The sequence below is a fragment of the Amycolatopsis sp. NPDC051716 genome, assembly GCF_040681595.1.
Classification (GTDB): Bacteria; Actinomycetota; Actinomycetes; order Mycobacteriales; family Pseudonocardiaceae; genus Amycolatopsis.
In genome coordinates this window covers 54,709-81,054 of record NZ_JBFAZA010000044.1, presented here as the reverse complement: position 1 = coordinate 81,054, position 26,346 = coordinate 54,709, and the positions used below count along the sequence as shown (strand labels likewise).

Sequence of the window (26,346 nt, the reverse complement as noted above, 5' to 3'; positions counted from 1 at the left end):
TCGCCACACGGTTCGACAAACTCGCGGTTCGTTACGAGGCAACCGTGCACATCGCGGCGATCAACGAGTGGCTACGACATTGAAACAGGCTCTAGATGAGTAAGTCCTGACAGTTCAGTGGTAGTAGGCGATCAGTGATCGTGTGATGGGCTGGCCGGTGGCTCGGTCGTGCCAGATGGCTGCGGTCATCACGAGGATGCGTTGGGCGATGCGGGCGGTGACGCCGTCGATGGTGCGGCCGCCGTGCAGTTCGAGGTCGAGTTGGCCGTTGAGGGTGTCGTTGACCCATTCGATGAGCTGGCGGACCGGTTTGAGCAGGTGCCGGGCCGGGTGTGGGGCGCGGTTGCGGTAGGACGGGCGCAGCAGTCGCACTCCGCGTTCGGCCAGGTAGGTGCCAGGTCGCGGGAGACGTAGCCGGGTCGTGGTCCAGGATCGCCACGCGGGCCACGCCGACATCCTGCGGGAGCAGCTCGACGGCGTGACCGGCCGCTGATCTGTCCGGGACAGGTTCCGCTCAATGGTCTGGACATCGGGCGATTTGCTGTGCTCAGATTTCCAACGTTGTAACGCCGCCGAGTCCCCTTCACCGGAACGGAGTTCCGCCGTGCGGAGCAGAACAGCGAGAACCATCCGGCGGGCCTGCGCGCTCGCCGTCGCCGGGAGCGCCGTCGCGGCGGTGGCCGTCGCGACGCCCGCCGTGGCCGGGCCCGCGAGCCAGACCGTCACCGCCGGGAACGCCCGCTTCCAGGTGCTGTCGCCGACCCTGATCCGCACCGAGTACGCGGGCGACGGCCGCTTCACCGACGCCGCCACCTTCAACGCCGTCGGCCGCGGCGCCTTCCCGGCCACGCCGTACACCAGCACGGTTTCGGGCGGCGTCCTCACGATCAAGACGAGCGCGACGACGCTGACCTACCGGCTGAACTCCGGGCCGTTCGACGGCGGCAACCTCGAGCTCCGCACGACCGCCGGCGCGACCCCGGTGCTGGCGGCCCCCTGGCACCACCTGACCTGCGCGGCCGGTGCCCGGTGCGAGGCCGAAGACCTCACCACCGACGGGCTCGGCGTCGCGGCCGACCACACCGGCTACACCGGCGAAGGCTTCCTCGCCGGCTTCGAAAGCACCGGGAACTCGGTGACGGCGGACGTCCTCGCGCCCACCGCGGGGACGTACTCGGTGACCGCCCGCTACGCCAACGGCCAGGGCGGCGACGGCCAGCACGTCACGCGCACCCTGACCGTCTCGGTCGATGGCGGCGCGGCGCAGAAGCTCACCCTGCCCGTGACGGCCGACTGGAACGCCTGGGCCCTGGCCTCGGTTCCGGTCACCCTCGCCGCCGGGCACCACAGCGTCCGCCTCGAGCGGACCGCGGCCGACTCCGGCAACGTCAACCTCGACGGCCTGGCCGTGCTGACCGCGGGTGCGTCCTTCCCGCCGGCCTCGGCGCGCGCGTTCACCGGCTGCCCGGCCGGGACGAGCTGCGAGGCCGAAGCCGGCCTGCGCGCGGGGTCCGCCGTCGTGGCGACCGACCACACCGGCTACGCCGGGCGCGGGTTCGTCGCCGAGCTGAACCGCGGCTCGGCGCTGACGCACCGCGTCTCCGACGTCCCGGCCGACGGCACGTACCTGCTGCACGTCCGCTACGCCAACGGCACCGGCGGCGACGGCCGGCACGAGACGAGAACCGCGCCGGTCACCGCGAACGGCGTCACCCGCACCTTGAGCCTGCCGATCACCGACAACTGGGACGCCTGGAAGAGCGCGTCCGTGCCGGTGGACCTGAAGGCGGGCACGAACGACGTCGTCCTCGGCTGTCCCGAGGACACCAGCTGCCACGTCAACGTCGACACCGTCGCCGTCACCCCGGCCGGGGGCACGGCGCCGCCGCCGCACTTCGCGCTCGGTGGCTACCGGCGTGGTCTCGACGGCGTCAACGGCGACGACGGCGCGCCGTCGACCACCGAAGGCCTCCTGCACCAGGACGGCTGGTACCTGCTCGACGACACCGTCTCAGCGCTGTACGACACGCGGACCCGCGCGGTGACGCAGCGGCCGTCCCACGGCGGAAACCCCTACCAGGACGGGTACCTCTTCGCGTTCGGCCACGACTACAAGGCCGGTCTGCGTGACCTCGCGACCCTGACCGGGCCGCCGCAGCTGCTGCCGCGCTGGGCCTACGGCGTCTGGTACTCCGAGTACATCGACCGCACCGCGGCCGACTACCGCGACACGATCCTGCCCCGGTTCCGCAGCGAAGGCGTCCCGCTGGACGTGCTGGTGACCGACACCGACTTCAAGGCGCCGGACACGTGGAACGGCTGGCAGTTCGACACCGCGAAGTTCCCCGACCCGGCCGGCTTCTTCGCCTGGTCGAAGGCCCAGGGCCTGCACAACAACCTCAACATCCACCCCAGCATCATGGGCTCGGACCCGCAGTTCGCCCGCGCCCAGGCGACGGCGAAGGGCAAGCTGGTCAAGTCGGGCTGCGGCACCGACTGCTACGTCTTCGACTGGGGCGACCCGGACCAGCTCAAGGCCTACCTCGACCTGCACGCCGGGATGATGAAGCAGGGCAACGACTTCTGGTGGCTCGACTGGTGCTGTGACGCCTCGCGCTCGAGCCTGCCCGGCGTGACCCCGGACGCGTGGATCAACCAGCAGTACGCCGACCTCGCCGCGCCCGCGACCGGCCGCGGGTTCGTCATCTCGCGGGCGTACGGCTCGCTGCAGGCGGGTGGCTACGGCGGCCCGACGGGGCTGGCGACGGGACCGTGGGCGGACAAGCGCAGCACGCTGCACTTCACCGGCGACACGTCGTCGACGTGGGGAACGCTGCGGATGGAGGTCGGCATCACGCCGGCGGAGTCGGCGGCGACCGGCATGTCGGCGATCAGCCACGACATCGGCGGCCACAATGACACGACGGGCCTGCGCGGCAGCGAGACCTACACCTCCGGCGGCCAGCAGCACCAGACGGCCAAGCTGCCGGACGACATGTACGCGCGGTGGGTGCAGCTCGGCACGTTCCAGCCGATCGACCGCCTGCACAGCAACCACAGCGACCGCCTGCCCTGGCAGTACGGCGACGCGGCCAAGGCGTCGGCGACGAAGTTCCTGAACCTGCGGGAAAACCTGGTGCCCACCACCTACACGCTGGCGCAGGAAGCAGCGACGACGGGCGTCCCCGTGGTGCGCCCGACGTACCTGGAGTACCCGGACGAGCCGGCCGCGTACGCGGCGGCCCAGAGCGAGTACTTCTACGGGCCCGACATGCTGGTCGCCCCGGTGACCTCGCCGGGCACGTCGGCGACGACGTCGGTGTGGTTCCCGCCGGGGCAGTGGACGGACTACTTCACCGGCAAGACCTACGCGGGTGGGACGACCCAGCAGGTGACGTCCGACCTGGGGACGATGCCGGTGTTCCTCCGCGCCGGCGGCATCACGGCCACGCGGACGGCCGACGTCGCCAACGACGTCCGGAACCCGCTGGACCGGGTGACGGTGACGGTGGCGCCGGGTGGCTCCGGGAAGTTCTCGCTGTATGAAGACAACGGCGTGTCGTCGGCGCGTTCGTCGTCGACGAAGATCGCCTACAGCGAGTGCTACGGGACGCACACGGTGACGGTCTCGCCCACACAGGGCTCGTTCCGGACGGCACCCCGCGAGTGGACGGTGAAGTTCCTCGGCGTGGCGTCGGCCCCGAGCCGGGTGAAGGTCGGGAACGGCTGGGCGCCGTCGACGGCGTGGAAGTGGGACGCGGCGACGAAGACGCTGACCGTGACCGCCCCGGCCCACCCGGGCCCGGTGACGGTCACGTACTGAGCCTTCCGAGCCGGAACCGCCGTCGAGGCCACGGATCCCGTGGCCTCGACGGCTCGTCTCATGCGGTCTTCGAGAGCAGCTCGCTTTCCCGGGTGCCCTCGGCGCCGACCTCCCGGGCCAGCTCCCGGGTCTCCGCGTCCGCGCCGGAGGCTTGTTCACGCCCGGCCAGCACGACGAGCTGCGCCGCGTGCGCCCGCAGCAGCGCGACCAGCCGCCGGTCGAACCCGGCATCCCGATCGCCGCGCAACGCCACCAGATCGGCCGCCGTGACCATGCCCGGCATCCGGTGTCCGCTGTGGACGTCGCTCGCCGGCAGCCCCGCCCGGTCGCGGACGGCTCGCAGCCGGGCCAGCAGCCGTTCCTGAGATCCCGCGCAGGCGTCGGCCGCTGAGCGGACCGCCGCACTCGCTGTGTGGTCCGGCGCCAGGCGGGCCGCGGTGACGGCGTTCTCCGTCATCGGCACCACCAGCTGCAGCCAGGCCACGTCCGTCGGGTTGAAGGCCGCCTGGGCGATGGCCGCCGGGGGACCGGCCGGGGCGGTGGTGGCGCATCCGCCCATGGTCAGCGCCACCACCGCCACGGCCCCCAGGGCCCGCCGTCTCACGGACGGCCGGGCAGCCGGTAGTTCGGCCCGAGCACGCTGCCGCGATCCGGCTTGTACAGGTCGAACCCGCGCGGGTCGCACTGCAGGCCGCCGTTGATGCAGTGCTTCACCAGCGCCGCCAGCGTCTCGGGGTCCCACGCGTTGAAGAAATCGTAGTGCCACGAGTACCCGCGCCCGCTGGCCAGGTGCACGCCGGACATGTCGCCGCTGACCGGGAACGCCATCTTGAACTCCAGCATCGGCACGGCCACCGGGTGGTCGGCCGGGCACGTCAGCGTCGCCCGGTCCGGGTACGCCAGGTGGCTCTTGTGGTCGGCCGAGTCCAGGTGGACGCCGTCCCAGCAGCTCGGCGCCTGGTAGCGGATGTTGAGCTGGCTGCCCTCGACGCAGTGCACGGGGACGTCCCAATTGTGGAAGCTGTCTCCGCACTCCCAGCCCTCGATCGCGCCGGGCGCGTGCTGGAACTCGTCCTGCGTCGCCGTGACGCTCCCGGCGACGTACCGCAGGCCGGGCGGGAACGGCACCACCTTGGTGTAGTCGAGGATGCCGGACTTGTAGTAGACGACCTGCGCGAAGTTGGGCAGCACCACCTGGTTCCCGTTGTAGACCGTCGGGAACCAGTACGCCGACAGGTCGTCCGGCGCGATGCAGGTCGTGTTGCCGACGCCCGCGCCCTGCAGCGACTGCAGGGTCGTGGCCGCGTTGGTGGTCTTGTTGCCGAGGAACGTGTGGTCGTGCGAGGCGCCGGGCAGCCCCGGGAAGACGATCGGGTCGTCCGGCTGGTGGTGACTGGGGGAGCAGTTGACCTGGAACTCGTGGTGGGTCACCAGGTCGTCGGCCCCGGCGGGCGACCAGGTGGCCGCGGTCAGGAAGGCGCCTGCCAGCACGGTGGCGGCGGTGCAGGCGAGGAGCGCGGCTTTTGTTGCCAAGGGTCCTCCACGGTGAGGGTGCCAAGGATGGGAGAGCGCTCTCCCACAGCATGCGCAGCTCGGTGCGAACCTGTCAAGGAGCACCCGATTCGCCGCCCGGACAGTCATTGTCGGGTTTCCGGGCGATCCTTGACAGCGCCGGGCCGCGTGCCCAACCATCGAGCGCACTGGAGAGCGCTCTCCGAGCGCCGTCCCCCTGTCGTACGGGAGTCATCGTGGACCGACCGTCGCTCCTTCGCGCCGTCCCGGCGCTGGTGGCCCTGCTGGTGCTGGGCCTGCTCGCCGCCCCGTTCCCGGCGCACGCCGCCACGCTGCTTTCCCAGGGCAGACCCGCGACCGCGTCGAGCAGCGAGGGGGCGGGCACGCCGGCGTCGGCGGCCGTCGACGGCGACCCCGGCACGCGCTGGTCGAGCGCCTGGAGCGACCCGCAGTGGCTTCAGGTCGACCTGGGCGCTTCCGCCGACATCAGCCAGGTCACCTTGAACTGGGAAGCCGCCTACGCCACCGCTTACGAAATCCAGGTTTCCGACGATGCCGGTACTTGGCGGACTGTGTACAGCACGACGACAGCGGTCGGCGGTACACAGAATCTCGTCGTCACCGGCCATGGTCGTTATGTGCGCTTCTACGGCACCCACCGCGTCGGCGGCTACGGCTACTCGCTGTGGGAGTTCCAGGTCAGCGGAACGCCGGGGACGCAGGGCGGTTCCGGCGTCACCAGGGTGACCGGCACGCAGGGCAACTGGCAGCTGACGGTCGACGGGATACCGTGGACCGTGAAGGGGCTGACCTGGGGTCCGCCGGTCGGCGAAGCGGCCGCGCGGATGCCCGAGCTGCACGCGATCGGCGTCAACACGGTCCGCACCTGGGGCACTGACGGCACCACCCAGCCCCTGCTCGACGCCGCCGCGGCCAACGGCATCAAGGTGATCAGCGGCTTCTGGCTGCAACCCGGCGGCGGCCCGGGCAGTGGCGGCTGCGTCGACTACACAACGGATACCGCATACAAGAACACGATGCTCGCCGAGATCCAGAAATGGGTTACCGCCTACAAGACCCACCCCGGCGTGCTGCTGTGGAACGTCGGCAACGAGTCGATCCTCGGCATGCAGAACTGCTACTCCGGCACGCAGCTGGAGCAGAACCGGATCGCCTACACGCGCTTCGTCGACCAGGCCGCGCAGGCGATCCACGCGATCGACGCGAACCACCCGGTCACCTCGACCGACGCCTGGACCGGTGCGTGGCCGTACTATAAGGCGTACGCACCGAACCTCGACCTCTACGCGGTCAACTCCTACGCCCACGTCTGCCAGGTGAAGCAGGACTGGCTCGCGGGCGGGTACTCGAAGCCGTACGTCATCACCGAAACCGGCCCGGCCGGCGAGTGGGAGGTGCCGGACGACGTCAACGGCGTGCCCGCCGAACCGGCCGACCAGCAGAAGCGCGACGGTTACGTCAACGCCTGGAACTGCGTGCTGGCCCACCCGGGAGTGGCGCTCGGCGCGACGCTCTTCCACTACGGCACCGAGGGCGACTTCGGCGGCGTCTGGTTCAACATCACCACGGGCAACGAGAAGCGGCTCTCCTGGTACGCGGTCCGCAAGCTCTACAGTGGACAGACGGGCGGGAACACGCCGCCGGTGATCGCGTCGATGAACCTCAGCCGCGTCACCGACGTCCCGGCGGGCAGCACGTTCACGGTGACGGCCGGGGTGTCCGATCCGGACGGTGATCCGATCACCTACACCATGGGCTACAACAGCAAGTACATCAACAACGCGGGCGGCCTGATCCCGGCCTCGTTCACCGGGACCGGGACGTTCACCGTCACCGCGCCGCAGCAGCCGGGCGTCTGGAAGCTCTACCTCTACGCCCGGGACGGCCACGGCAACGTCGGCATCGAGACGCGCTCGCTGCGCGTGGTCGCCTCGCGGTGACTGCCGGTGGGCCTCGGCCAGGCTCCTCATGACGGGCGTGGTGGTCCCCCGGCACCGGGGGACCACCACGCTGTCAGCCCTCGGCGAGGCAGAAGAGGTGTCCTTCCGGGTCCTGCAGGACGGTCCAGTCGCCGCCGCCCGGCTGGAAGTCCGGTTTCGTGGCGCCCAGCGTCAGGAATTCCTCGACGGCGCCGGCGAGATCGCCGACCCGCAGGTCGAGGTGGGCGTGCTTGGCGGCGTCCGGCCAGGCGGGGCCGCGGTAGCCCGCGACGCGCTGGAAGCCGAGGCCGACCGGGCCGCCGCCGAGCTGGACGGTGTCATCGTCGCTGGAGGTGACTTCCCAGCCGAGTGCCTTGGCGTAGAAGGCGGCGAGCGCGGCCGGGTCGGCGCAGTCGAGGACGACGGTGGTGAGTTCAGCGGGCACGGAGGGTTCCTTTCGTCGGGCTTTGCGTCGTGTTTTTCGTCGGGTGGCAGCCTGCTCGCGGTCCCGGGGCGCGGTCTTGAAGATCCTTGCGGGCCGGAAAGTGTCGTACCCCCGGCGTACCGTCCGGGTCGTGCGTGAGGCAGTCGAAGTGGTGTCCCGCCCCGGGTTCTCGGTGAGCGTGGTCCGGTGCGCCGACGACCACACCGGCTGGTCGGCGGCGGAGGTGTCGGCCGGCCACCGGATGGTGCTCGTGCGCCGGGGCCGGTTCCGCAGGAAGGTCCGCGGCGTGATCGCGGACGCCGACCCGACGTCGGCGTACCTGGCCGGACCGGGCGACGAAGAGCGCTTCGCGCACCCGGCGGGCGGAGACGTCTGCACGTCGGTGGAGTTCGGCGCGCGGTTGTGGCGCCGTCTCGCGGGCGACCGGCCGGGCCCGTCGATGGTGTACGTCGACGGCGCGCTCGAACTCGCCCACCGCCGCGTGGTCGCCTCGGCGGCCGACCCGGACTACGCGCTGGCGGAACAGTTGCTGGCACTGGTGCGTGGCGCGATCACCCAGGCGGCGCAGGTCCCGACACCGGCATCGCCGGATCCTGGCGACGGCCGCGCGCTGGTGTCACGGGCACGGGAAGCGATCTTGGAGGACGACTCGGCGGCGGCCGGGCTGTTCCCGCTGGCGGAGTCGCTGGGGGTGTCGCCGTACCGGTTGAGCCGTGCGTTCCCGCGTGAGCTGGGTGTTTCGCTGACGCGCTACCGCAACCGGGTCCGGGTGGGTCGAGCCCTCGAGCGGCTGGAGGCGGGGGAGCGGGAGCTGGGGGTGCTGGCGGCGGACCTCGGCTTCGCCGACCAGGCCCATTTGACCCGCACGGTCCGCGAACACGCCGGCGCCCCACCGGGAGCGATCCGGCGGCTGCTGGCGCGCTGAGGTGTGCGGCCGGCGGTGAGGGCAGGGGCGCCGGTGGCGGCACAGTCCGCGCGGAGGGGGCCGCAAGTGTCGGCACCCGTGACATCACGCGGAGTAGCGGGATTGGGGGAGACCGGACGAGGCGGAGTCGCGAGAAAGGCTGCGCAGGAGGCAGGGTGGCAAGGAGGGGCGGCGCAGGCGGTGGGGCTAGGCGCGTGGTCACCCCCAGCGGCCACGTGAGTCACCCGCGGGCCGCTGCGCCACCCCGGGCCGGTGTCACGTTTGCGAAACACCGGACCGGAGTATCGTAGTCTTTCCGGCACAGGCTGTGTCAAGTTTTCGGAACAGCTATCCTGTCCGGTGTCACGTTTCATGGCTGCAGGTGGTGTGTGGTGAGCGAAGAGCGCAGTTTCGCCGAACGGCTGGCGCACCTGATCGCGACCGTGCACCCGCCGGACCGCAAGCCGTACTCCTACCGGGAGATCGCGCACGGGGTCGCCGAGCAGACCGGTGTCACGATGTCCGCGACCCACGTCCAGCAGCTGGCCGTCGGCGCGCGCAAGGATCCGAAACGCTCGCACATCCAGGCGCTCGCCCAGTTCTTCGGTGTCCCGGTGACGTACTTCTTCGACGACGAGGTCGCCGGGCAGGTCGACCGGCAGGTCGAGGACGTCGTGGCGTGGCGGGACAGCGAAGCGCGGAACCTGGCGCAGCGAGCCATGCGGCTCTCGCCGCGCGATCGCGAAACCGTCACCGCGCTGCTGGATCAGCTCGGCAGTTACGACGAGACCCGGCGTCGCACCGGCCGGCGGCGGAAGCCGGAGTGACTCCGGTCGGCTCGGCTACGATGACCTCGTCCGTGTTCGCGCCCCGGTGCACCCGGCTGGCGCCCGGTGACCGGGGAGGACCCATCGACGAGCGCGGCCTGCCGGCCCTCAGCGATCGGGCACGCGAGCGCGTGCGGACGGTGCTCGCCGCCGTCCCGCTCCCGCGGCCGTGGTCGATGAACGCCTGGGTCGACGGCCTCGAAGCGTGGCGAGGTCGCGAGATCGACCTCGTCCCGATCGCGTACCGGCCCGGTCAGCCGTCCGGTGCGTGGCAGGCCCGCCCCGGCTACGACCTGATCGCCTACACCGAGCGGACGTCGGCGCTGCACCAGGACCACATCATCGCCCACGAGCTGGCCCACATGCTGTGCGCGCACACCGGGACCTGCCTGATGTCGGAGGCCGAGGCCGCCGAGCTCGCCCCGGACCTGGCGCCGCGGGCGTTGTCGCACCTGCTCACCCGCGTCACGACCGGGACCGACGAGTACGAGGCCGAACTGATCGCCGTCCTGCTGATGAGCGCGGCGACGAGCGAGCCACCCGCCGTTCAGCCGGGCGCGTCCGGCCGAGCGGCGGACCAGGCTAGGCGGCTGGCCGCACTCCTGGGATAGTCGCGTCCCGTGATCGACATACTTTTCGTCGGAGTGGGGCTCTTCGCCCTGTTCGCCGGAATCTGGCGAGCGGCCCGCGCGCGACGCACCGGCGCGGGCGCGGGCCTGGCCGTCTCGCTCATCGCGCTCGGCGCGGCGTTCTGCTTCCTGTCGAACCGGGCGCAGCAGTTCGAAAGCGAGCTCTACCCGAGCCTCGGCCGGCTGCTGTCGAACCTGGCGACGATGGTCGCGGCCTACGGCATCGGCCTGACGGTGGCGGAGATCAGCGGCACCCGCGACCGCGGGCGCCGCACCCGGCTGGTCGCGCTCGGCGTGGCGTTGACGGTGCTGGTGGTGACCTTCTTCAGCACCCCGGGCCTGCCGCGCGGCGTCGGCCTGTTCGACGAGCTGTACCGCACGCACCCGACGCTCGTCGTCTACGTCTTCACCTACACCGTGTACCTGGGCTTCGCGGTGCTCGACATCGGTTTCGTGGCGGCGGTGACGATCCGGGCGAGCGGGGGAGCGCTGCGTGTAGGCCTCGCGCTGTTGCTGCTGGCGTCGGCGTTCGCGGTGGCGTACCTGGGCGGCAAGGTGGCCGGGACGATCCGCGCGCTGCAGGCCGAGCGCCCGGTGAAGGCGTTGTGCCGCGGACCGTTCTCGACGTTGCCGTGCGCGCTGGACGTCGGCTTCCCGGCGGTGTCGGTGCTGCTGATCGTCGTGGGCTTGACCATCCCGGCGGTCCCGGGCTTGGCGGCATCACGCCGCGACGCGCGGACGCTCCGTCTGCTCCGGCCGCTGCGCGCCCACCTGACGCGGCGGTTCCCGGAGATCGCGCGCATCGATCCGGCGGGGTCGTCCCGCCGGGAGCGGCTGCTGACGGCGATGAGCGAGACCAACGACGGCTTGATCCTGGCCGGCGCGACCCCGGACCTGGCCCCGGCGACGGCGGCGAGGCTGGTGCGGGACCTCCCGGACGAGCCGTCCGAGACGGAGCCGCCCACCGCGGCAGCCGAACCGTTCGCCGCGGACGTCGCCCGCCTGCGCGCGATCGCCCGCGCGTATCGGAAGCTCGGGGGAGCGACGGCGGCTGAGACCACCCGTCCGTGACGGTGGCGCCGTTCACCCGGCGAAGGGTGTCTCCAGCCGCGGCTCCCAGCCGCGGTCCGTGAGCGCCACCAGCTGCAGCGCCTCCGCGCGGTCGGTCAGCGGCAGCAGCGGCCGCACTTCGCCGGCCACTCGTTCGAGAGCGTCCTCGGAACCGCCCATCGCGACCGTCAGGTGCGGGGCCGGGCGCGGACCGAACCGTCCGCCGTACGGCCGGACCTCCGGCCACCGGGCACAAACCGCGTCGGTGATCGCCTGCAGGGCAGGGGCGGCGAGAGCGACGAACCCCGGCGTCACCACCAGCTCCGCCAACCGGACTTCCGGAGGGGGCACGGTGGCCGCCACGGCGCGGACGTCCGCGAAGACCTCGTCGGTCAGCGAAGCATCCGGCAAGAAGGGGTACAGGGCCGTCACGTGGGCGGGCACGCCCGGACGGACCAAGGCGGGATCGACCCGCCGGGCTGCGGCCAGCGCCGGCTCGGCGGCGGGCAGCAGGATGAGCAACGCGGTGGTTCCGGGTGCGGGCACCTCCGCATCATGGCAGTCAGGCGGCGGCGATCGCCGGGAACCGTGCGGACCGGGCCAGCGCCAGGCTCCGCCGGCACAGCTCCACCAGCTCCTGGTTGGCCCGGCTGTGCGGCATCGCCCCGCACAGCCCGCACCGGATGGTGACCTCGCCCGCCAGCTCGTCCACCGCGACCAGCGCCTGGTGGTCGCAGCGACGGCACCAGCGGTACCCGATAGCCGGGTTCGTGTGCACCGGTGACGCCACGCAGTCGTGCAGCCAGCGGTGGTGCGTCCGGCACGTCACGCGGTCGGTCGGATCCAAGCCGCCGGCGTCCTCCACGTGGTCTTCGTGCGCCAGGGTCGCCGCCAGCAGTGGGTGCCGCGGTGCTGACGGCCGGTCTTCCGGGTCCGGCCCGGCTTCCGCGTGGTGGTCGCCGCATCGGCACTTTTCGGTCATGTCGCCCCCAGTGGTCGGGTTGTGCGTTGCCTCGAGTGTGAGCTGGGCAACAGAGCGCCGACAACCGGAAAAAAGCGCAGTTTCGACCGGCGGCACGTCACCCGCGGTAGGCGGATGAGCGGACTTCGGCGCGCGGGTATGCGAACATATGTTCTATGACCGACGAGGGGCCCATCCTGCACGCCGACCTCGACTCGTTCTACGCGTCGGTCGAACAGCGCGACGACCCCGCGCTGAAGGGCCGGCCGGTGATCGTCGGCGGCGGGGTGGTGCTCGCCGCGAGTTACGAGGCCAAGGCCTACGGCGTGCGCACCGCGATGGGGGGCGCGCAGGCCCGCCGGCTGTGCCCGCACGCGGTCGTCGTGCGGCCCCGGATGTCGGCGTACCTCGCGGCCAGCCGGGCGGTCTTCGAGGTCTTCCACGACACCACGCCGTGGGTGGAAGGCATCTCGATCGACGAAGCGTTCCTGGACGTCGGAGGGCTGGCCAGGATCGGCGGGCGGCCGAGCCACGTCGCCGAACGGCTGCGCACCGCCGTCGCCGAGCGTGCGGGGCTGCCGATCACCGTCGGGGTGGCGCGGACGAAGTTCCTCGCCAAGGTGGCCAGCCGCGTCGCCAAGCCCGACGGCCTGCTCGTCGTCCCGCACGACGGCGAGCTGGCCTTCCTGCACCCGCTGCCGGTTTCGGCGCTCTGGGGCGTCGGCAAGGTCACCGCCGAGAAGCTGCGGGCGCGCGGCATCACGACCGTCGGCCAGCTGGCCGCGTCCGAACACGTGGACCTCGTCGGCCTGCTCGGCCGCGCCGCCGGGTCGCACCTGCATCACCTGGCGCTCAACGACGACCCGCGCCGCGTCGAGATCGGCACGCGGCGGCGCTCGATCGGCGCCCAGCGGGCCCTCGGGCGCGGCAGGCGGACCCCGGCCGAGCTCGACGTCGTCCTGGTCGCGCTGATCGACCGGATCGCCCGTCGGTTGCGCGCGGCCCGCCGCGTCTGCCGGACGGTGACGATCCGCCTGCGCTTCGCCGACTTCTCCCGCGCCACCCGCTCGCACACGCTGACCGACCCGACCGCCGGCACCGGCGTGCTGCTCGCCGCGGCGCGGGAGCTGCTCGTCGCCGCGCTGCCGCTGATCGCCGACCGCGGGATCACCCTGCTGGGCGCGTCGCTGTCCAACTTGGCGGACGACAACCCGTTCCAGCCGGCCCTGCCGTTCGAACGGCAGCGGGCGACCGAACTGGATACCGCGCTGGACGCGGTGCGGGATCGGTTCGGGAAGGCGGCGGTGACCCGTGCGGTGCTGCTTGGCCGGGCGGATGATCTCGAAGTGCCGATGTTGCCCGACTGAGGTTTCCCGGCAGTGTCCACGGCGGGTGGTGACGAAGGCCGCCCGGCCGATGCGGTACTGAGTGGCGCGGTTCCGTGGGCGGTGGGTGACTGGCGAGCGAGCTGGACACCGCGCTTGACGCGGTGCGGGATCGGTTCGGGAAGGCGGCGGTGACCCGTGCGGTGCTGCTTGGCCGGGCGGATGATCTCGAGGTGCCGATGTTGCCGGACTGAGGTTTCCCCGGGCAGTGTCCGCGGAGTTCGTGGCGGGTGGTGACGAGGGCTGTTCGGTCGATGCGGTACTGCGTGGCGCGGTTCCGTCGGCGGTGGGTGACTGGCGACCGAGCGGGATACCGCGCTGACGCGGTGCGGGACCGGTTCGGGAAGGCCGCGGCGACCCGTGCGGTGCTGCTCGGCCGGGCGGATGATCTCGAGGTGCCGATGTTGCCCGACTGAGGTTTCCCGGCAGCGTCCGCGGAGTTCGCGGCGGGTACGGACGAAGGCCGCCCGGCCGATGCGGTACCGCCTCGCGCAGTTCTGCCCGCAGTGGGTGACCGGCCACGATTTGCGATCCGGCGCGAATCCGCCGAGCTCCGGCAAACGCACGGCAATCGCCGTCCGTGCCGGGGAGCTCGTGACACCGAGCCAGCCGGCGAACACGGGGAGAAACGGTCCAGTCCACTCTGGACGGGCCGTTGCCGCGGCGGGCCGGCTTCGAAGTCGGCCGGGACGAAGGTCGCCGAAGCCGGTTCGGCGCGGCCGGCGCCGGGCGGCAGTTCCTGTTTGGCGACCTGAGTCGGCGGATGGTCGACCTCGAACCCCCGGAATCGTCGCGCCGGGGTCCGGGACGCGAACGATTCGAGCCCGGTGCCGAAAATCGCATACTGGTCTATACCGGAATTGCCGCGCATCAGGCGCGCTTCGGCGAACCGGCTCCGGTGCACCGCTTCGGCGCGGGCACGGGCAGGATCGGACGGTGGGTACCGTGGAGCCGGTGGCAGGTCAGGAGTTCCTCGGCGTGGTCGCCGAGCGGGCGTGTCGCGAGGGTATCGGAGAAGATGAGCGGCTCGGTGCCGGGGCACAAATGTCCCGGTCGCGCGGTGGCGGCCGTGAAGGCGGTGTGGCCGGGGCGAGGAGCATTAGCGGGAAAACCGGCGAGGTTCGTTCCGTCGTGGTACCGATTCGATTTCGAGCATATCACAAAATTGAATCCCCGCCGAAACGACGAGCATTTCGCCGCCGTTGCGGTCACTCTGGACGCGGGCGAGCCGCTCGCCCGGGCGGCCATTGTGGACGCTTCAGGGTGTCGCGCGTGCCGGGCCTGATTCGACAGGTTAGGGTCAGTCCGACCGTGTTCTGGAGAAGATGAGGAACGACGAATCATGGCGCAACGGGTGCAGGTCCAGATGGTGGACGACCTCGACGGCAGCGAGGCTTCGCAGACCGTCCCCTTCAGCCTCGACGGGGTGACGTACGAGATCGACCTGTCCGAGGAGAACGCCTCCGCGCTGCGGGACGAGCTGGGTCGCTACGTCACCGCCGCGCGGCGCATCGGCGGCCGCAAGGTCCGCCTCGCGACCGGCCAGTCGCTGTCCGGCCCGTCCGGCTCGGGCACCGACCGCGAGCGCAACCGGCAGATCCGCGAGTGGGCGCAGGCGAACGGCTACGAGGTCGCCGAGCGCGGCCGCCTGTCCAGCGAGATCATCGCCGGCTTCGAGGCCGACCAGGCCGCGGCGGCCGAACCGGCCGAAGCCAAGCCGGCGCGCAAGCGAGCGACCCGCAAGAAGTCTTGAAAGCCGTGCCCGTGCCGGCGAAGCGGTGCCGGTAGGCGCGGCTTCGCCGGCCGGTCGCCGCTTGACCGCGCTCAGGTGGCGTTCGGTGTTCCCCTCGTGTCTCGCTGTCACGCAAGGGGTTCGATGTGGACCGGCTGTGCCGGTTCTCGGCGCCGCAAACCGGGCATCGCGCTATCCGGTGGCGGCGAAAGCTTGTCGGAAAGCGGTTTCGATGGCCAGACTGTCAGTGCTCCGCGCGGCCGGTACCGCGGCGGAGCACCGGTCCGGTGGCCGCCTCCTCCCTCGATGGCCACCGGGCCGCCTCCCTTTTGCGGCGTGACTGCCGTCGACGACGCCGCGGCGTAACCGCCGCCCTGCCTCGGTTCGCGGCTCTTCACTCCGCCATCCGGGCGCCGACACTCTCTTCCGGTAGACATCCATCGCCCATGAGCGCACACTCGGCCTACTCCATACTGCATACAATCTTCAGTTTGGTGGGAGGCGGTCGGCATGACCGAGGTGCGCGAGCTGCGGGACGTCTACGGACGGCGGTACCGCGTCGGGGAGTCCGACCGGGACCTGCTCGGCCGCCCGCGAGCGTGGATCACCGCGCTTGCCGCCGCGGCCATGCTCGCCGCCGGGGTGCAGCAATACGGCTTCGGCGCGATCGTGCCGTCGCTGAGCCGGCTACCCGGCTGGACGTCCGGCGGAATCGCCCTCACCCTCGCGGTGTGGGCGGTCTGCCAGGCCGGGGCCGCGTTCCCGGTGGCGTGGCTCCGCGACCGCGGCCTGCTTCCCGCCCCCGTGGCGATGGCGGCGGGCGCCGTCCTGTGCGCCGCCGGGCTCGTGACGCTCGGCCACGCGACCAGCCTGTCCGCCGTGTTCCTCGGCTACTCCGTGCTCGGCGGGCTCGGCACCGGGCTGGTGTACGCCACGTGCGTCGGCGCGGTGCTCGCCTGGTTCCCGGACGGCACCGGGCCCCGCGCCGGCATCGTGAGCGGGGCGTTCGCCTACGGCAGCGTTCCCTTCGTCGTGCTCGCCGCCGCCCTGCCGGCCGCGCGTCCGGCGCTCTTGGACGTCACCGCCGCCGTCGTGCTCGTCGTCATCGCCGGGTGCGCCGCGCTGCTGCGGTACCCACCGCGGCATTGGTGGCCCGCCACGCCCGAACCCCGGGCCTGGGCGCTCGACCGGGCGCACAACCGGCGTCCCGCGGTCCGGCACTACCGGCCGGCGGAACTGTTCCGGTGCCGGACGACGCTCTCGCTGTACCTCGTCGTCGTGCTCGCGGCCGCCGTCCTGCTGTTCGACCTGGCCTACCTGGCGACGTTCACCGCCGCGCGCAGCGGGCCCGGGCTCGCCGCGGCCGCGCTGGCGCTGCTCGCCGCGGCGACCGGCAGCGGCCGTGTCCTCATCGGACGGCTCGCCGACCGGCTCGGCCGGCACCGGATCCTGCGGTTCGCCCTGCTCGCGGGCGGTGTCGCCCAGTTCGTGCTGTTCTACTCCGGGGCCCACCGGCACGCCGCCGGCCTGCTGCTCGGTGTCGCGCTGGCCGGCCTCGGCAACGGCTGCTGCTACACGCTGCTCGTCGGCCTGGTGCGCGAGTACTTCGGCGAGGAGTCGGCGGCGCAGAACTTCGGGATCCTCTACAGCGCCAAGGCCGTCGGTGCCGTGGTGGGGATCGCCCCGGCCACGCTCGTCGTGACGGCGCACGGGTTCGTCGGCGCCTTCACCGCGGCCGGCGTGCTGAGCCTGGCCGCGGCGGTGCTGTCCGGGCGGCTGACCCAGCCGGGCCGGCCCAAGTCGCTGCTGCCGGTGGCCTGACGTGGGGCGGATGACCAGCAGGCGGCGGGTGCTGCGCGTCCACGACGGCGAGCACACCGCGCGGCCGGACACGCTGACCGTCGAGGAGCCCCTGGAGATCCGGGTCGCCGGGAAGCCGCTGACCATCACGATGCGGACGCCCGGCGACGACTTCGACCTCGCCGCCGGGTTCCTCGTCGGCGAAGGCGTGGTCCGCGCGGCGGCCGACATCCGGTCGATCCGTTACTGCGCGGGCGCCACGGCCGACGGCGGCAACACCTACAACGTCCTCGACGTCGTGCTCGCCGAGGGCGTCGCTCCGCCAGACGCCTCGCTGGAACGCAACTTCTACACGACGTCCTCGTGCGGCCTGTGCGGCAAGGCGAGCCTGGACGCCGTGCGCACGTCGGTCACCTGGCCGGTGGCCGGCGACCCGTTCGCGACCGACCCGGCGACCCTGGCCGGGCTGCCGGACGAACTCCGTGCGGCGCAACGGGTCTTCGACCGCACCGGCGGCCTCCACGCGGCGGGGCTGTTCGACGCCGACGGGAAGCTGCGGTGCCTGCGCGAGGACGTCGGCCGGCACAACGCGGTGGACAAGGTCGTCGGCTCGGCGACCCGAGACGGCGAGCTCCCGCTGTCCGGGACGGCGCTGATGGTGAGCGGCCGGGCGTCGTTCGAGCTGGTGCAGAAGGCGGCGATGGCCGGGATCCCGTTGCTGGCCGCGGTGTCGGCACCGTCGTCGCTGGCGGTGGACCTGGCCGCCGAGCTGGGGCTGACGCTGGTCGGGTTCCTGCGCGGGACGTCGATGAACGTCTACACGCGACCAGACCGCCTGGGCCTTCAGCCGAGCTGAGCGAGCACGGCGGCGACGGCGGGGCCGGAGTCGGCCCGGTGCACGGCGGCGAGCCGCCAGGGTGCGGGCTGCTCGAACCGCCGCACGGTGAGGTCCGGAAACCGCGCGGCGGCGGAGGAGGGCAGAACGCAGGCGGCGAGCCCGGCCCGCACGAGCCCGGCGGCCACGGCGAGATCATCGACTTCCAGGGAGACTCGCCGCCGCGGAAAGGCGCGGTCGACGGCCTCGCGGATCGCCCAGCCCACTGGGAAGTCCACGAGGGACAGTTCGGAGAGATCGGCGGGGGCGGAGCACGAGCCGCCGGGTGCGGTGACGAGGACCAGTTCGTCGGCGGCGAGCGGGGTGGCGATCGGTTCGGCGCGGGTGGGGCGCGAGCCGCTGGGTACGGCGATCGGGACCAGCTGGTCGGCGCCGAGGGGCGTGGCGACCGGTTCGGCGGAGGCAGAGCGTGAGTCGCCGGGTGTGGTGATCGGGACCGGTTCGTCGGCGGGGGTGGGGGTGCGGGGTGCGGGGAGATGCGTGGCTGTGGGGCAGCTTTCCGCGCGAGCGGTCGTCGCCGGTTCAGCTACAGACCCGGGGTGTTCACCTCCGGGCGCCGGGCCTGCCGCGCCGCCGCCGGGGAGCAGCGTCAGCGCCACATCCACAGTGGACTCCGTCACCTCGCACCGCATCCGCTCCGGCCGCAGCTGGCGGACTTCCAACGTCAGTCCCGGGTGCGTGTGGCGCAGCCGGGCCAGCGTCCGGTGCAGGTCCGTCAGCAAACCCGGGCACACCCCGAGCCGGACCCGGCCGGTCACCGGGGACACCGCCGCCCGGGCTCGCTCGGCCGCCTCGAGGGCCGCCCGTGCCGCCGGGACGAACGCCTCGCCCGCCGGGGTCAGGACCACCCGGTGCGTCGTGCGGTGGAACAGCGGTGTGCCCAGGTCCCGCTCCAGCGCCCGGACCACCGTGGACACCGTCGACTGGACCGTCCGCAGGCGCTGCGCGGCCGCCGTGAAGCCACCTTCCTCGGCGACCGCCACCACCACCGCCAGCTGGCGCAGCTCCATCACCGGGCGAGGACCTCGCGGGCCAGCGCCGCCGTCTCGCTCGGCGTGCGCCCGACCCGGATTCCCGCGCCTTCCAGGGCCGCCTTCTTCGCCGCGGCCGTTCCCGCCGAGCCCGACACGATCGCGCCCGCGTGGCCCATCGTCTTGCCTTCCGGGGCCGTGAAGCCGGCCACGTACCCGACGACCGGCTTCGACACGTTGGCGCGCACGAACTCCGCGGCCCGTTCCTCGGCGTCGCCGCCGATTTCGCCGATCAGCACGATCAGGTCGGTCTCCGGGTCCTTTTCGAACGCCTCGACCGCGTCGATGTGCGTGGTCCCGATGATCGGGTCGCCGCCGATGCCCACGCAGGTCGAAAACCCGATGTCGCGCAGCTCGTGCATGAGCTGGTAGGTCAGCGTGCCGGACTTCGACACCAGGCCGATCCGCCCCGGCCCGGTGATGTCGGCCGGGATGATCCCGGCGTTCGCCCGGCCGGGGGAGATGAGGCCCGGGCAGTTCGGGCCGATGATCCGGGTCCGCCCGCCGGCCGCGACGGCGTGCGCCCACAGCCGCGCGCTGTCGTGCACCGGGACGCCTTCGGTGATCACCACCGCGAGCCCGATCCCGGCGTCCACCGCTTCGACCACGGCGCCGGCGACGAACGGCGGCGGCACGAACAGCACGCAGACGTCCGCGCCGGTCGCCGCCATCGAGTCCGCGACACTGCCGAACACCGGCAGCGAACGACCGGAAAGCTCCACCTGCTGCCCGGCCTTGCGGGGGTTGACGCCGCCGACGACGTTCGTCCCGGCGGCCAGCATCCGGCGCGTGTGCTTCGCGCCTTCGGAGCCGGTGATGCCCGAAACGACGATCCGGCTGTTCTCGTCCAGGAAGATGGCCACGGCTCAGACCTCCGCGATCGCGAGCTTCGCCGCCTCGCGGGCGGCGTCGTCCATGGTGGCCACCACGGTGACCAGGGGAAGGGCGGCTTCGGCGAGGATCCGCCTGCCTTCGGCGACGTTGTTCCCGTCGAGCCGGACCACCAGCGGCTTCGTAGCGCGTGCTCCGAGGATCTCGAGCGACCGCACGATCCCGGTCGCCACGGCGTCGCACGCGGTGATGCCGCCGAAGACGTTGACGAACACGCTGCGCACCTGCGGGTCGCCGAGGATCACGGTCAGCCCGTCGACCATCACCTGCGCCGACGCCCCGCCGCCGATGTCGAGGAAGTTCGCCGGCCCCCGCGCGCCCGCCTCTGCCGCGGCCGCCGCCACCACGTCCAAAGTGGACATCACCAGCCCGGCGCCGTTGCCGATCACGCCGATGTCGCCGTCGAGCTTGACGTAGTTGAGGCCATTCGCACGGGCCTCGCGCTCGAGCGGATCACCGTCCGAAGTGTCGTCGAACGACGAGGAACGGCGGAATGACGCGTTGTCGTCCAAGGTGATCTTGCCGTCCAGCGCGACGATTCCGGTCGCGGTGAGCGCCAGCGGATTGACCTCGACGAGCGTGCAGTCCTCGGCGGCGAACACCTCCCACAGCTTCTCGACGACCCCGGCGACTTCGGCACAGACGTCGGCGGGGAACGCGGCCGCGACGGCCGTCGCGTCGACCCCGGCCAGCGGATCCACCGGCACCCGGACCAGGGCGTCCGGCCGGGTCGCCGCGACTTCTTCGATGTCCATGCCGCCTTCGGCCGACGCCATGGCGAGGAACGTCCGCCCGGCGCGGTCGAGCAGGAACGAGAGGTAGTACTCGTCCGCGATCTCGCTCGCTTCGGTCACCAGGACGCGGTGCACGGTGTGGCCCTTGATGTCCATGCCGAGGATGTCGTCGGCGGCCTGCTCGGCGTCGTCGGCCGTGCTCACCACGCGGACGCCGCCCGCTTTGCCGCGCCCGCCCGTCTTCACCTGGGCCTTGACCACCACCGGCCCGTCGAGGGCGGCCGCGGCGGACCGGGCCGCGGCCGGATCGGCGGCGACCCGGCCGCGGGGGACCGGTACGCCGTGCTTTTCGAAGAGCTCGCGGGCTTCGTGTTCGAACAGGTCCATGGGGGAGCGTCCTTTCCGCGACGGGGCCGGGCGAAGGGCGTGGAGTGGTGGTCCGCGGGGGCCGGTTTCGAGTCCGGAAAAACCCTGCGGATGGCCCTGGACACGGGCTGCTTGAAGAGTGACTATATGCCTACCCCATACGGTATGCAATCTACAGTCTGCCGCGAAGGGGCCGCTGACCTCGGAACTCAGCCGATGGAAGAAGAGGCGACACGCACCGCCGGACAAGAGAAATCCGGTGGCGGACCAGAGGAGTTGAGCCATGGCGCTGACCACGACCGGCACCACCACGGGGGAGAGTGCCGCAGCGACGAACGGCGCCGAGCCCGCGCCTGCGGAAATTTCCGGCGGCCACCTGGTGGCCAAGGCGCTGAAGGCCGAAGGGGTCGACACGATCTTCACCCTGTGCGGCGGCCACATCATCGACATCTACGACGGTTGCGTCGACGAAGGCATCGAGGTCATCGACGTCCGGCACGAACAGGTCGCGGCGCACGCGGCCGACGGTTACGCGCGGATCACCGGCAAGCCCGGCTGCGCGGTGGTCACCGCCGGGCCGGGCACCACCGACGCCGTCACCGGGGTCGCCAACGCGCTGCGCGCCGAGAGCCCGATGCTGCTGATCGGCGGCCAGGGCGCGCTGACCCAGCACAAGATGGGGTCCCTGCAGGACCTCCCGCACGTGGACATGATGACGCCGATCACCAAGTTCGCCGCCACCGTCCCGCACACCGCCCGCGTGGCCGACCTCGTGAGCATGGCCTTCCGCGAGGCCTACGCCGGCGCACCCGGACCGTCCTTCCTGGAGATCCCGCGTGACGTCCTGGACGCGCGCGTGCCGCTGGACCAGGCCCGCATTCCCGAAGCCGGCCGCTACCGGGCGTCGACGAAGAACGCGGGCGACCCCGCCGACGTCGAGAAGCTCGCCGACCTGCTGGTGCACGCCAAGAAGCCGGCCATCCTGCTCGGCAGCCAGGTCTGGACCACCCGGGCGACCGGGCCGGCGACCGAGCTCGTCCGGACGCTGAACATCCCGGCGTACATGAACGGCGCCGGCCGCGGCACGCTGCCGCCGGGCGACCCGCACCACTTCCAGCTCTCCCGCCGGTACGCGTTCGACAACGCCGACGTCATCGTCATCGTCGGCACCCCGTTCGACTTCCGGATGGGCTACGGCAAGCGGCTGTCGAAGGACGCCGCCGTCGTCCAGATCGACCTCGACTACCGCACGGTCGGCAAGAACCGCGACATCGATCTCGGCATCGTCGGCGACGCGGGCCAGGTCCTCGCCGCCGTCGCCGAGGCCGCGTCCGGCCGCACCGACAACGGCGCCGTCGGCCGCAAGGCGTGGCTCGAAGAACTCCAGGCCGTGGAGGAAAAGGCGAAGCGGAAGCGGCTGCCGCTGCAGCTCTCCGACGCGCGCCCGATCCACCCGTACCGGCTGGTCCACGAGATCAACGAGTTCCTCACCGAGGACTCGATCTACATCGGCGACGGCGGCGACATCGTCACCTTCTCCGGCCAGGTCGTGCAGCCCAAGTCGCCCGGCCACTGGATGGACCCCGGTCCACTCGGGACACTCGGCGTCGGCATCCCGTTCGTCCTGGCCGCGAAACACGCGCGCCCGGACAAGGAAGTCGTCGCCCTCTTCGGCGACGGCGCCTTCAGCCTCACCGGCTGGGACTTCGAGACGCTCGTGCGGTTCGACCTGCCGTTCGTCGGGATCGTCGGCAACAACTCGTCGATGAACCAGATCCGCTACGGCCAGGCCGCGAAGTACGGCCTGCCGCGCGAGCGCGTCGGCAACACCCTGGGCGACGTCCGCTACGACGAGTTCGCGCGGATGCTCGGCGGCCACGGCGAGGAGGTCCGCGACCCGGCCGATATCGGGCCGGCGCTGCTGCGGGCGCGGGAGTCCGGCAAGCCGTCGCTGATCAACGTCTGGGTCGATCCCGACGTGTACGCCCCCGGAACCATGAACCAGACCATGTACAAGTGAGCGGAGGCCAAGGCATGGGCAAGGCACTGGAGGGCGTCCGCGTCCTCGACATGACGCACGTGCAATCCGGTCCGTCGTCGACGCAGCTGCTCGCCTGGCTCGGCGCGGACGTGATCAAGCTGGAAACCCCCGGCCGCGGCGACATCACCCGCGGGCAGCTGCGCGACCTGCCCGGCGTGGACAGCCTCTACTTCACGATGCTGAACGCCAACAAGCGCAGCATCACGCTCAACATGAAGAGCGCCGAGGGCAAGGAAGTCTTCGAGAAGCTCGTGTCCGGGGTGGACGTCCTGGTGGAGAACTTCGGCCCGGGCGTGGTCGACCGGTTCGGCTACCCGTGGGAGAAGCTGGCCGCGCTCAACCCGCGGCTGGTCTACGCCTCGATCAAGGGGTTCGGCCCCGGCCGCTACGCCGACTTCAAGGCCTACGAGGTGGTCGCGCAGGCCATGGGCGGCGCGATGAGCACCACCGGCTTCGAGGATGGGCCGCCGACCGCGACCGGCGCGCAGATCGGCGACTCCGGCACCGGCATCCACCTGGTGGCCGCCATCCTCGCCGCGCTGTACCAGCGGACTTCCACCGGCCGCGGCCAGCGCGTCCAGGTCGCCATGCAGGACGCCGTGCTCAACCTGTGCCGGGTCAAGCTGCGCGACCAGCAGCGGCTGGCCCACGGTCCGCTGGGGGAGTACCCGAACGACCAGTTCGGCGACGAAGTCCCGCGCTCGGGCAACGCCTCCGGAGGTGGCCAGCCCGGCTGGGCGGTCAAGTGCGCGCCCGGGGGGCCGAACGACTACATCTACGTGATCGTCCAGCCACCCGGCTGGGCGCCGCTGGCGCGGCTGATCGGCAAGGCCGAGCTGGCCGACGACCCGGCGTGGGCCACGCCCGAGGTCCGGCTGTCCAAACTGGACAAGATGTTCGCGCTGGTCGAGGAGTGGACCGAAAAGCACACGAAGTGGGAAGTGATGGAGAAGCTCAACGCCTGCAACATCCCGTGCGGTCCGATCCTGTCCACGAAGGAACTGATCGAGGACGAGACCCTCGCCGAGCTCGGCTCGGTCGTCGAGGTCCCGCACCCGGAGCGCGGCACCTTCAAGACCGTCGGCTGCCCGCTCAAGCTGTCCGACTCCCCGGTGGAGATCGAACGGCCGCCGCTGCTCGGGGAGCACAACGACGAGGTACTGGCCGAGCTCGGCTACGGTGAGGCGGACCTCGACAAGTTCCGCGCGGCGGGGGTGATCTGACGTGGTTGATCGCGCGGCGGTCGAACAGATCCTCGAGCACGCGGCCGCCGAAGGCCGGTCGTCACTGACCGCGCCCGAGGGGCGTGCGGTGTGCGAGGCCTACGGTATCCCGACTCCCGCCGAGCGGCTGGCCACGACGGCCGAAGAGGCCGTGGCCCACGCGGGGGACATCGGGCTGCCGGTGGTGCTCAAGATCGTCTCGCCGGACATCCTGCACAAGACCGAGGCCGGCGGCGTGCTCGTCGGTGTGAGGGACGCCGAAGCGGTGAAGGCGGGCTTCGAGAAAATCGTCGAGAACGCGAAGGCGTACGACGCCGGCGCGAAGATCCTCGGCGTCCAGGTGCAGCAGATGCTCACCGAGGGCCAGGAGGTGATCATCGGCTCGGTCACCGACCCGACGTTCGGCAAGATCGTCGCGTTCGGTCTCGGCGGCATCCTGGTCGAGGTGCTCAAGGACGTCACCTTCCGGCTCGCGCCGACGAGCACGGCGGAAGCGCTGTCGATGATCGACGGTATCCAGGCCGCCGAAATCCTGCGCGGCGTCCGCGGTGCGGATCCGGTCGACCGCGACGCGCTGGCGGCCGTGATCACCGGGCTCGGGCAGCTGGTCGCGGACTTCCCGCAGCTGTCCGAAGTGGACCTCAACCCGGTGCTGGCCACGGCGGGCGGAGCCACCGCGGTCGACGTCCGGATCCTGGTCGACCCGGCGGCGGCGAAGGAGCCGGTGCGGTTCACCCAGGAGGAGATCCTCGCCTCGATGAACCGGATCATGAAACCGGCGTCGGTCGCCGTCATCGGCGCGTCGGCCGAAGCCGGCAAGATCGGCAACTCGGTGCTGAAGAACCTGGTCGACGGCGGTTACGCGGGGGAAATCCACCCGATCAACCCCAAGGCCGCCGAGATCCTCGACCGCAAGGCCTACGCGAGCATCACCGACGTACCCGGCGACGTCGACGTCGCGGTCTTCGCCATCCCGGCGAAGTTCGTGCCCGCGGCCCTCGAAGAGGCCGGCCGGAAGGGCGTGGCCGGCGCGATCCTCATCCCGTCCGGCTTCGGCGAAACCGGCAACATCGAGCTGCAGGACGAGGTCGTCGCGATCGCCCGCAAGCACGGCGTGCGCATCCTCGGACCCAACATCTACGGCTACTACTACACGCCGGAAAACCTGTCGGCGACATTTTGCACACCGTACGACGTCAAGGGCGGCGTCGCCCTCTCGTCGCAGAGCGGTGGCATCGGGATGGCGATCCTCGGCTTCAGCCGGTCGGCGAAGATGGGTGTCTCCTCGATCGTCGGGGTCGGCAACAAGGCCGACATCGACGAAGACGACCTGCTCACCTTCTTCGAGCACGACGACCACACCGAGCTCATCGCCATGCACCTCGAGGACCTCAAGGACGGCCGGGCGTTCGCGGAGACGGCGAAGCGGGTCTCGCGGCGGAAGCCGGTCGTGGTACTCAAGGCCGGCCGGACGTCCCAGGGCGCCAAAGCGGCGAGCTCGCACACCGGCGCGCTGGCCGGCGACGACAAGGTCTACGACGACATCCTGCGCCAGAGCGGCGTGATCCGGGCCCCGGGGCTGAACGACATGCTCGAATACGCCCGCGGTATCCCGCTGCTGCCCACGCCGCAGGGGGAGAACGTCGTCATCATCACCGGCGCGGGTGGCTCGGGCGTGCTGCTGTCGGACGCCTGCGTCGACAACGGGCTCGACCTGATGGCGATCCCGCCGGACCTCGACACGGCGTTCCGGAAGTTCATCCCGCCCTTCGGCGCGGCCGGCAACCCGGTGGACATCACCGGCGGCGAGCCACCCTCGACCTACCGCAACACGATCGCGCTGGGCCTCGAGGACGATCGCATCCACGCCCTGATCCTGGGCTACTGGCACACCATCGTCACCCCGCCGATGGTGTTCGCGGAACTGGTCGCCGAGGTGGTCGCGGAGTACCGCGCGAAGGGGATCCACAAGCCCGTTGTCGCGTCCCTGTCCGGTGACGTCGAAGTCGAGGAGGCGAGCGACTACTTGTACGACCGCGGCGTCGTCGCGTACCCGTACACGACCGAGAAGCCCGTGGCGGTGCTCGGCGCGAAGTACCGCTGGGCGCGGGCCGCGGGCCTGCTTTCGAACCTGAGTCAACGCTGACGAAGGAGAAC

General features: G+C 71.6%; 22 protein-coding genes and 1 pseudogene. 13 read left to right on the top strand and 10 right to left on the bottom strand.

What is annotated here, in order from left to right; genetic code table 11:
• Positions 1 to 114: 114 nt before the first annotated feature.
• On the bottom strand, positions 115 to 372 hold the full coding sequence (locus tag AB0M30_RS40855; RefSeq protein WP_364595961.1) for a hypothetical protein: 258 nt from the start codon (positions 370 to 372) through the stop codon (positions 115 to 117).
• A gap of 232 nt (positions 373 to 604) precedes the next feature.
• Between AB0M30_RS40855 and AB0M30_RS40850 the strand changes: the two genes are divergently transcribed.
• On the top strand, positions 605 to 3,823 hold the full coding sequence (locus tag AB0M30_RS40850; RefSeq protein WP_364595959.1) for a TIM-barrel domain-containing protein: 3,219 nt from the start codon (positions 605 to 607) through the stop codon (positions 3,821 to 3,823).
• A gap of 58 nt (positions 3,824 to 3,881) precedes the next feature.
• On the opposite strand, the gene AB0M30_RS40845 is transcribed toward AB0M30_RS40850, so the two are convergent.
• Positions 3,882 to 4,427, bottom strand: a complete 546-nt coding sequence (locus tag AB0M30_RS40845; RefSeq protein WP_364595956.1) for a DUF305 domain-containing protein — start codon at positions 4,425 to 4,427, stop codon at positions 3,882 to 3,884.
• The gene (locus AB0M30_RS40840) at positions 4,424 to 5,356 is read right to left on the bottom strand and encodes a DUF1996 domain-containing protein (RefSeq protein WP_364595953.1); all 933 of its coding nucleotides are present in this window, start codon (positions 5,354 to 5,356) and stop codon (positions 4,424 to 4,426) included. Before AB0M30_RS40840 ends, AB0M30_RS40845 begins: the two co-directional genes overlap by 4 nt.
• A 215-nt stretch (positions 5,357 to 5,571) precedes the next feature.
• Here AB0M30_RS40840 and AB0M30_RS40835 point away from each other — a divergent pair, with 215 nt between their 5' ends.
• Positions 5,572 to 7,296, top strand: coding sequence for a discoidin domain-containing protein (locus AB0M30_RS40835; protein ID WP_364595950.1), 1,725 nt, complete (start codon positions 5,572 to 5,574; stop codon positions 7,294 to 7,296).
• A gap of 73 nt (positions 7,297 to 7,369) precedes the next feature.
• On the opposite strand, the gene AB0M30_RS40830 is transcribed toward AB0M30_RS40835, so the two are convergent.
• The gene (locus AB0M30_RS40830; protein ID WP_364595947.1) at positions 7,370 to 7,720 is read right to left on the bottom strand and encodes a VOC family protein; all 351 of its coding nucleotides are present in this window, start codon (positions 7,718 to 7,720) and stop codon (positions 7,370 to 7,372) included.
• Between the two features lie 130 nt (positions 7,721 to 7,850).
• Between AB0M30_RS40830 and AB0M30_RS40825 the strand changes: the two genes are divergently transcribed.
• From AB0M30_RS40825 to AB0M30_RS40810, 4 genes are all read left to right on the top strand, one after another.
• Positions 7,851 to 8,645, top strand: coding sequence for a helix-turn-helix transcriptional regulator (locus tag AB0M30_RS40825; protein WP_364595944.1), 795 nt, complete (start codon positions 7,851 to 7,853; stop codon positions 8,643 to 8,645).
• A 371-nt stretch (positions 8,646 to 9,016) separates the two neighbouring features.
• Positions 9,017 to 9,451, top strand: coding sequence for an XRE family transcriptional regulator (locus AB0M30_RS40820; RefSeq protein ID WP_364595941.1), 435 nt, complete (start codon positions 9,017 to 9,019; stop codon positions 9,449 to 9,451).
• A 20-nt stretch (positions 9,452 to 9,471) separates the two neighbouring features.
• Positions 9,472 to 10,062 (top strand): hypothetical protein, encoded by a 591-nt coding sequence (locus AB0M30_RS40815; RefSeq protein WP_364595938.1) that lies wholly within the window; start codon positions 9,472 to 9,474, stop codon positions 10,060 to 10,062.
• A 9-nt stretch (positions 10,063 to 10,071) separates the two neighbouring features.
• The gene (locus tag AB0M30_RS40810; RefSeq protein ID WP_364595935.1) at positions 10,072 to 11,151 is read left to right on the top strand and encodes a hypothetical protein; all 1,080 of its coding nucleotides are present in this window, start codon (positions 10,072 to 10,074) and stop codon (positions 11,149 to 11,151) included.
• Positions 11,152 to 11,163: 12 nt separating this feature from the next.
• Here AB0M30_RS40810 and AB0M30_RS40805 read toward each other — a convergent pair whose 3' ends face one another.
• Positions 11,164 to 11,676 (bottom strand): 2'-5' RNA ligase family protein, encoded by a 513-nt coding sequence (locus tag AB0M30_RS40805; protein WP_364595932.1) that lies wholly within the window; start codon positions 11,674 to 11,676, stop codon positions 11,164 to 11,166.
• A 16-nt stretch (positions 11,677 to 11,692) separates the two neighbouring features.
• Entirely contained in the window at positions 11,693 to 12,112 is a 420-nt protein-coding gene (locus tag AB0M30_RS40800; protein ID WP_364595929.1) for a hypothetical protein, read from the bottom strand.
• Between the two features lie 155 nt (positions 12,113 to 12,267).
• Here AB0M30_RS40800 and dinB point away from each other — a divergent pair, with 155 nt between their 5' ends.
• Positions 12,268 to 13,458 (top strand): DNA polymerase IV, encoded by a 1,191-nt coding sequence (dinB, locus tag AB0M30_RS40795; RefSeq protein WP_364595926.1) that lies wholly within the window; start codon positions 12,268 to 12,270, stop codon positions 13,456 to 13,458.
• 739 nt (positions 13,459 to 14,197) lie between these two features.
• Here the strand turns inward: dinB and AB0M30_RS40790 are convergent.
• Positions 14,198 to 14,347 (bottom strand): annotated as a pseudogene (locus AB0M30_RS40790) (class I SAM-dependent methyltransferase); the annotation flags it as partial.
• 471 nt (positions 14,348 to 14,818) lie between these two features.
• Between AB0M30_RS40790 and AB0M30_RS40785 the strand changes: the two are divergent.
• The 3 genes from AB0M30_RS40785 (at position 14,819) to fdhD (ending at position 17,864) form a co-directional block, all read left to right on the top strand.
• On the top strand, positions 14,819 to 15,229 hold the full coding sequence (locus AB0M30_RS40785; protein ID WP_364595922.1) for an Lsr2 family protein: 411 nt from the start codon (positions 14,819 to 14,821) through the stop codon (positions 15,227 to 15,229).
• Positions 15,230 to 15,718: 489 nt separating this feature from the next.
• A complete protein-coding gene (locus AB0M30_RS40780) occupies positions 15,719 to 17,029 on the top strand; it encodes an OFA family MFS transporter (protein ID WP_364595920.1) in 1,311 nt (436 codons plus the stop codon).
• Between the two features lies 1 nt (position 17,030).
• The gene (fdhD, locus tag AB0M30_RS40775; protein WP_364595917.1) at positions 17,031 to 17,864 is read left to right on the top strand and encodes a formate dehydrogenase accessory sulfurtransferase FdhD; all 834 of its coding nucleotides are present in this window, start codon (positions 17,031 to 17,033) and stop codon (positions 17,862 to 17,864) included.
• Here fdhD and AB0M30_RS40770 read toward each other — a convergent pair.
• From AB0M30_RS40770 to sucC, 3 genes are read right to left on the bottom strand one after another with little or no spacing between them, the layout of a single operon-like run.
• The gene (locus AB0M30_RS40770) at positions 17,852 to 18,913 is read right to left on the bottom strand and encodes a LysR family transcriptional regulator (protein WP_364595964.1); all 1,062 of its coding nucleotides are present in this window, start codon (positions 18,911 to 18,913) and stop codon (positions 17,852 to 17,854) included. The two genes, fdhD and AB0M30_RS40770, sit on opposite strands and share 13 nt — an antisense overlap.
• Positions 18,913 to 19,797, bottom strand: a complete 885-nt coding sequence (gene sucD / locus AB0M30_RS40765; RefSeq protein ID WP_364595914.1) for a succinate--CoA ligase subunit alpha — start codon at positions 19,795 to 19,797, stop codon at positions 18,913 to 18,915. Before sucD ends, AB0M30_RS40770 begins: the two co-directional genes overlap by 1 nt.
• A 3-nt stretch (positions 19,798 to 19,800) precedes the next feature.
• Positions 19,801 to 20,946: an ADP-forming succinate--CoA ligase subunit beta gene (gene sucC, locus AB0M30_RS40760; RefSeq protein WP_364595911.1), complete on the bottom strand. Its 1,146-nt coding sequence runs from the start codon at positions 20,944 to 20,946 to the stop codon at positions 19,801 to 19,803.
• A gap of 262 nt (positions 20,947 to 21,208) precedes the next feature.
• Between sucC and AB0M30_RS40755 the strand changes: the two genes are divergently transcribed.
• From AB0M30_RS40755 to AB0M30_RS40745, 3 genes are read left to right on the top strand one after another with little or no spacing between them, the layout of a single operon-like run.
• Positions 21,209 to 22,945: a thiamine pyrophosphate-binding protein gene (locus tag AB0M30_RS40755; RefSeq protein ID WP_364595908.1), complete on the top strand. Its 1,737-nt coding sequence runs from the start codon at positions 21,209 to 21,211 to the stop codon at positions 22,943 to 22,945.
• Positions 22,946 to 22,959: 14 nt separating this feature from the next.
• Complete coding sequence (gene frc, locus AB0M30_RS40750) at positions 22,960 to 24,189, top strand: formyl-CoA transferase (protein WP_103339256.1); 1,230 nt, start codon at positions 22,960 to 22,962, stop codon at positions 24,187 to 24,189.
• 1 nt (position 24,190) lies between these two features.
• The gene (locus tag AB0M30_RS40745) at positions 24,191 to 26,335 is read left to right on the top strand and encodes an acetate--CoA ligase family protein (protein WP_364595905.1); all 2,145 of its coding nucleotides are present in this window, start codon (positions 24,191 to 24,193) and stop codon (positions 26,333 to 26,335) included.
• The last annotated feature ends 11 nt before the right edge of the window (positions 26,336 to 26,346 follow it).

Bases quoted from the DNA above. Each gene is read 5' to 3' on its own strand.
- AB0M30_RS40815 (WP_364595938.1), top strand. From the start codon at position 9,472: ATGACCTCGTCCGTGTTCGCGCCCCGGTGCACCCGGCTGGCGCCCGGT.
- AB0M30_RS40800 (WP_364595929.1), bottom strand. From the start codon at position 12,112: ATGACCGAAAAGTGCCGATGCGGCGACCACCACGCGGAAGCCGGGCCG.
- dinB (WP_364595926.1), top strand. From the start codon at position 12,268: ATGACCGACGAGGGGCCCATCCTGCACGCCGACCTCGACTCGTTCTAC.
- AB0M30_RS40785 (WP_364595922.1), top strand. From the start codon at position 14,819: ATGGCGCAACGGGTGCAGGTCCAGATGGTGGACGACCTCGACGGCAGC.
- AB0M30_RS40780 (WP_364595920.1), top strand. From the start codon at position 15,719: ATGACCGAGGTGCGCGAGCTGCGGGACGTCTACGGACGGCGGTACCGC.
- AB0M30_RS40770 (WP_364595964.1), bottom strand. From the start codon at position 18,913: ATGGAGCTGCGCCAGCTGGCGGTGGTGGTGGCGGTCGCCGAGGAAGGT.
- sucC (WP_364595911.1), bottom strand. From the start codon at position 20,946: ATGGACCTGTTCGAACACGAAGCCCGCGAGCTCTTCGAAAAGCACGGC.
- AB0M30_RS40755 (WP_364595908.1), top strand. From the start codon at position 21,209: ATGGCGCTGACCACGACCGGCACCACCACGGGGGAGAGTGCCGCAGCG.
- frc (WP_103339256.1), top strand. From the start codon at position 22,960: ATGGGCAAGGCACTGGAGGGCGTCCGCGTCCTCGACATGACGCACGTG.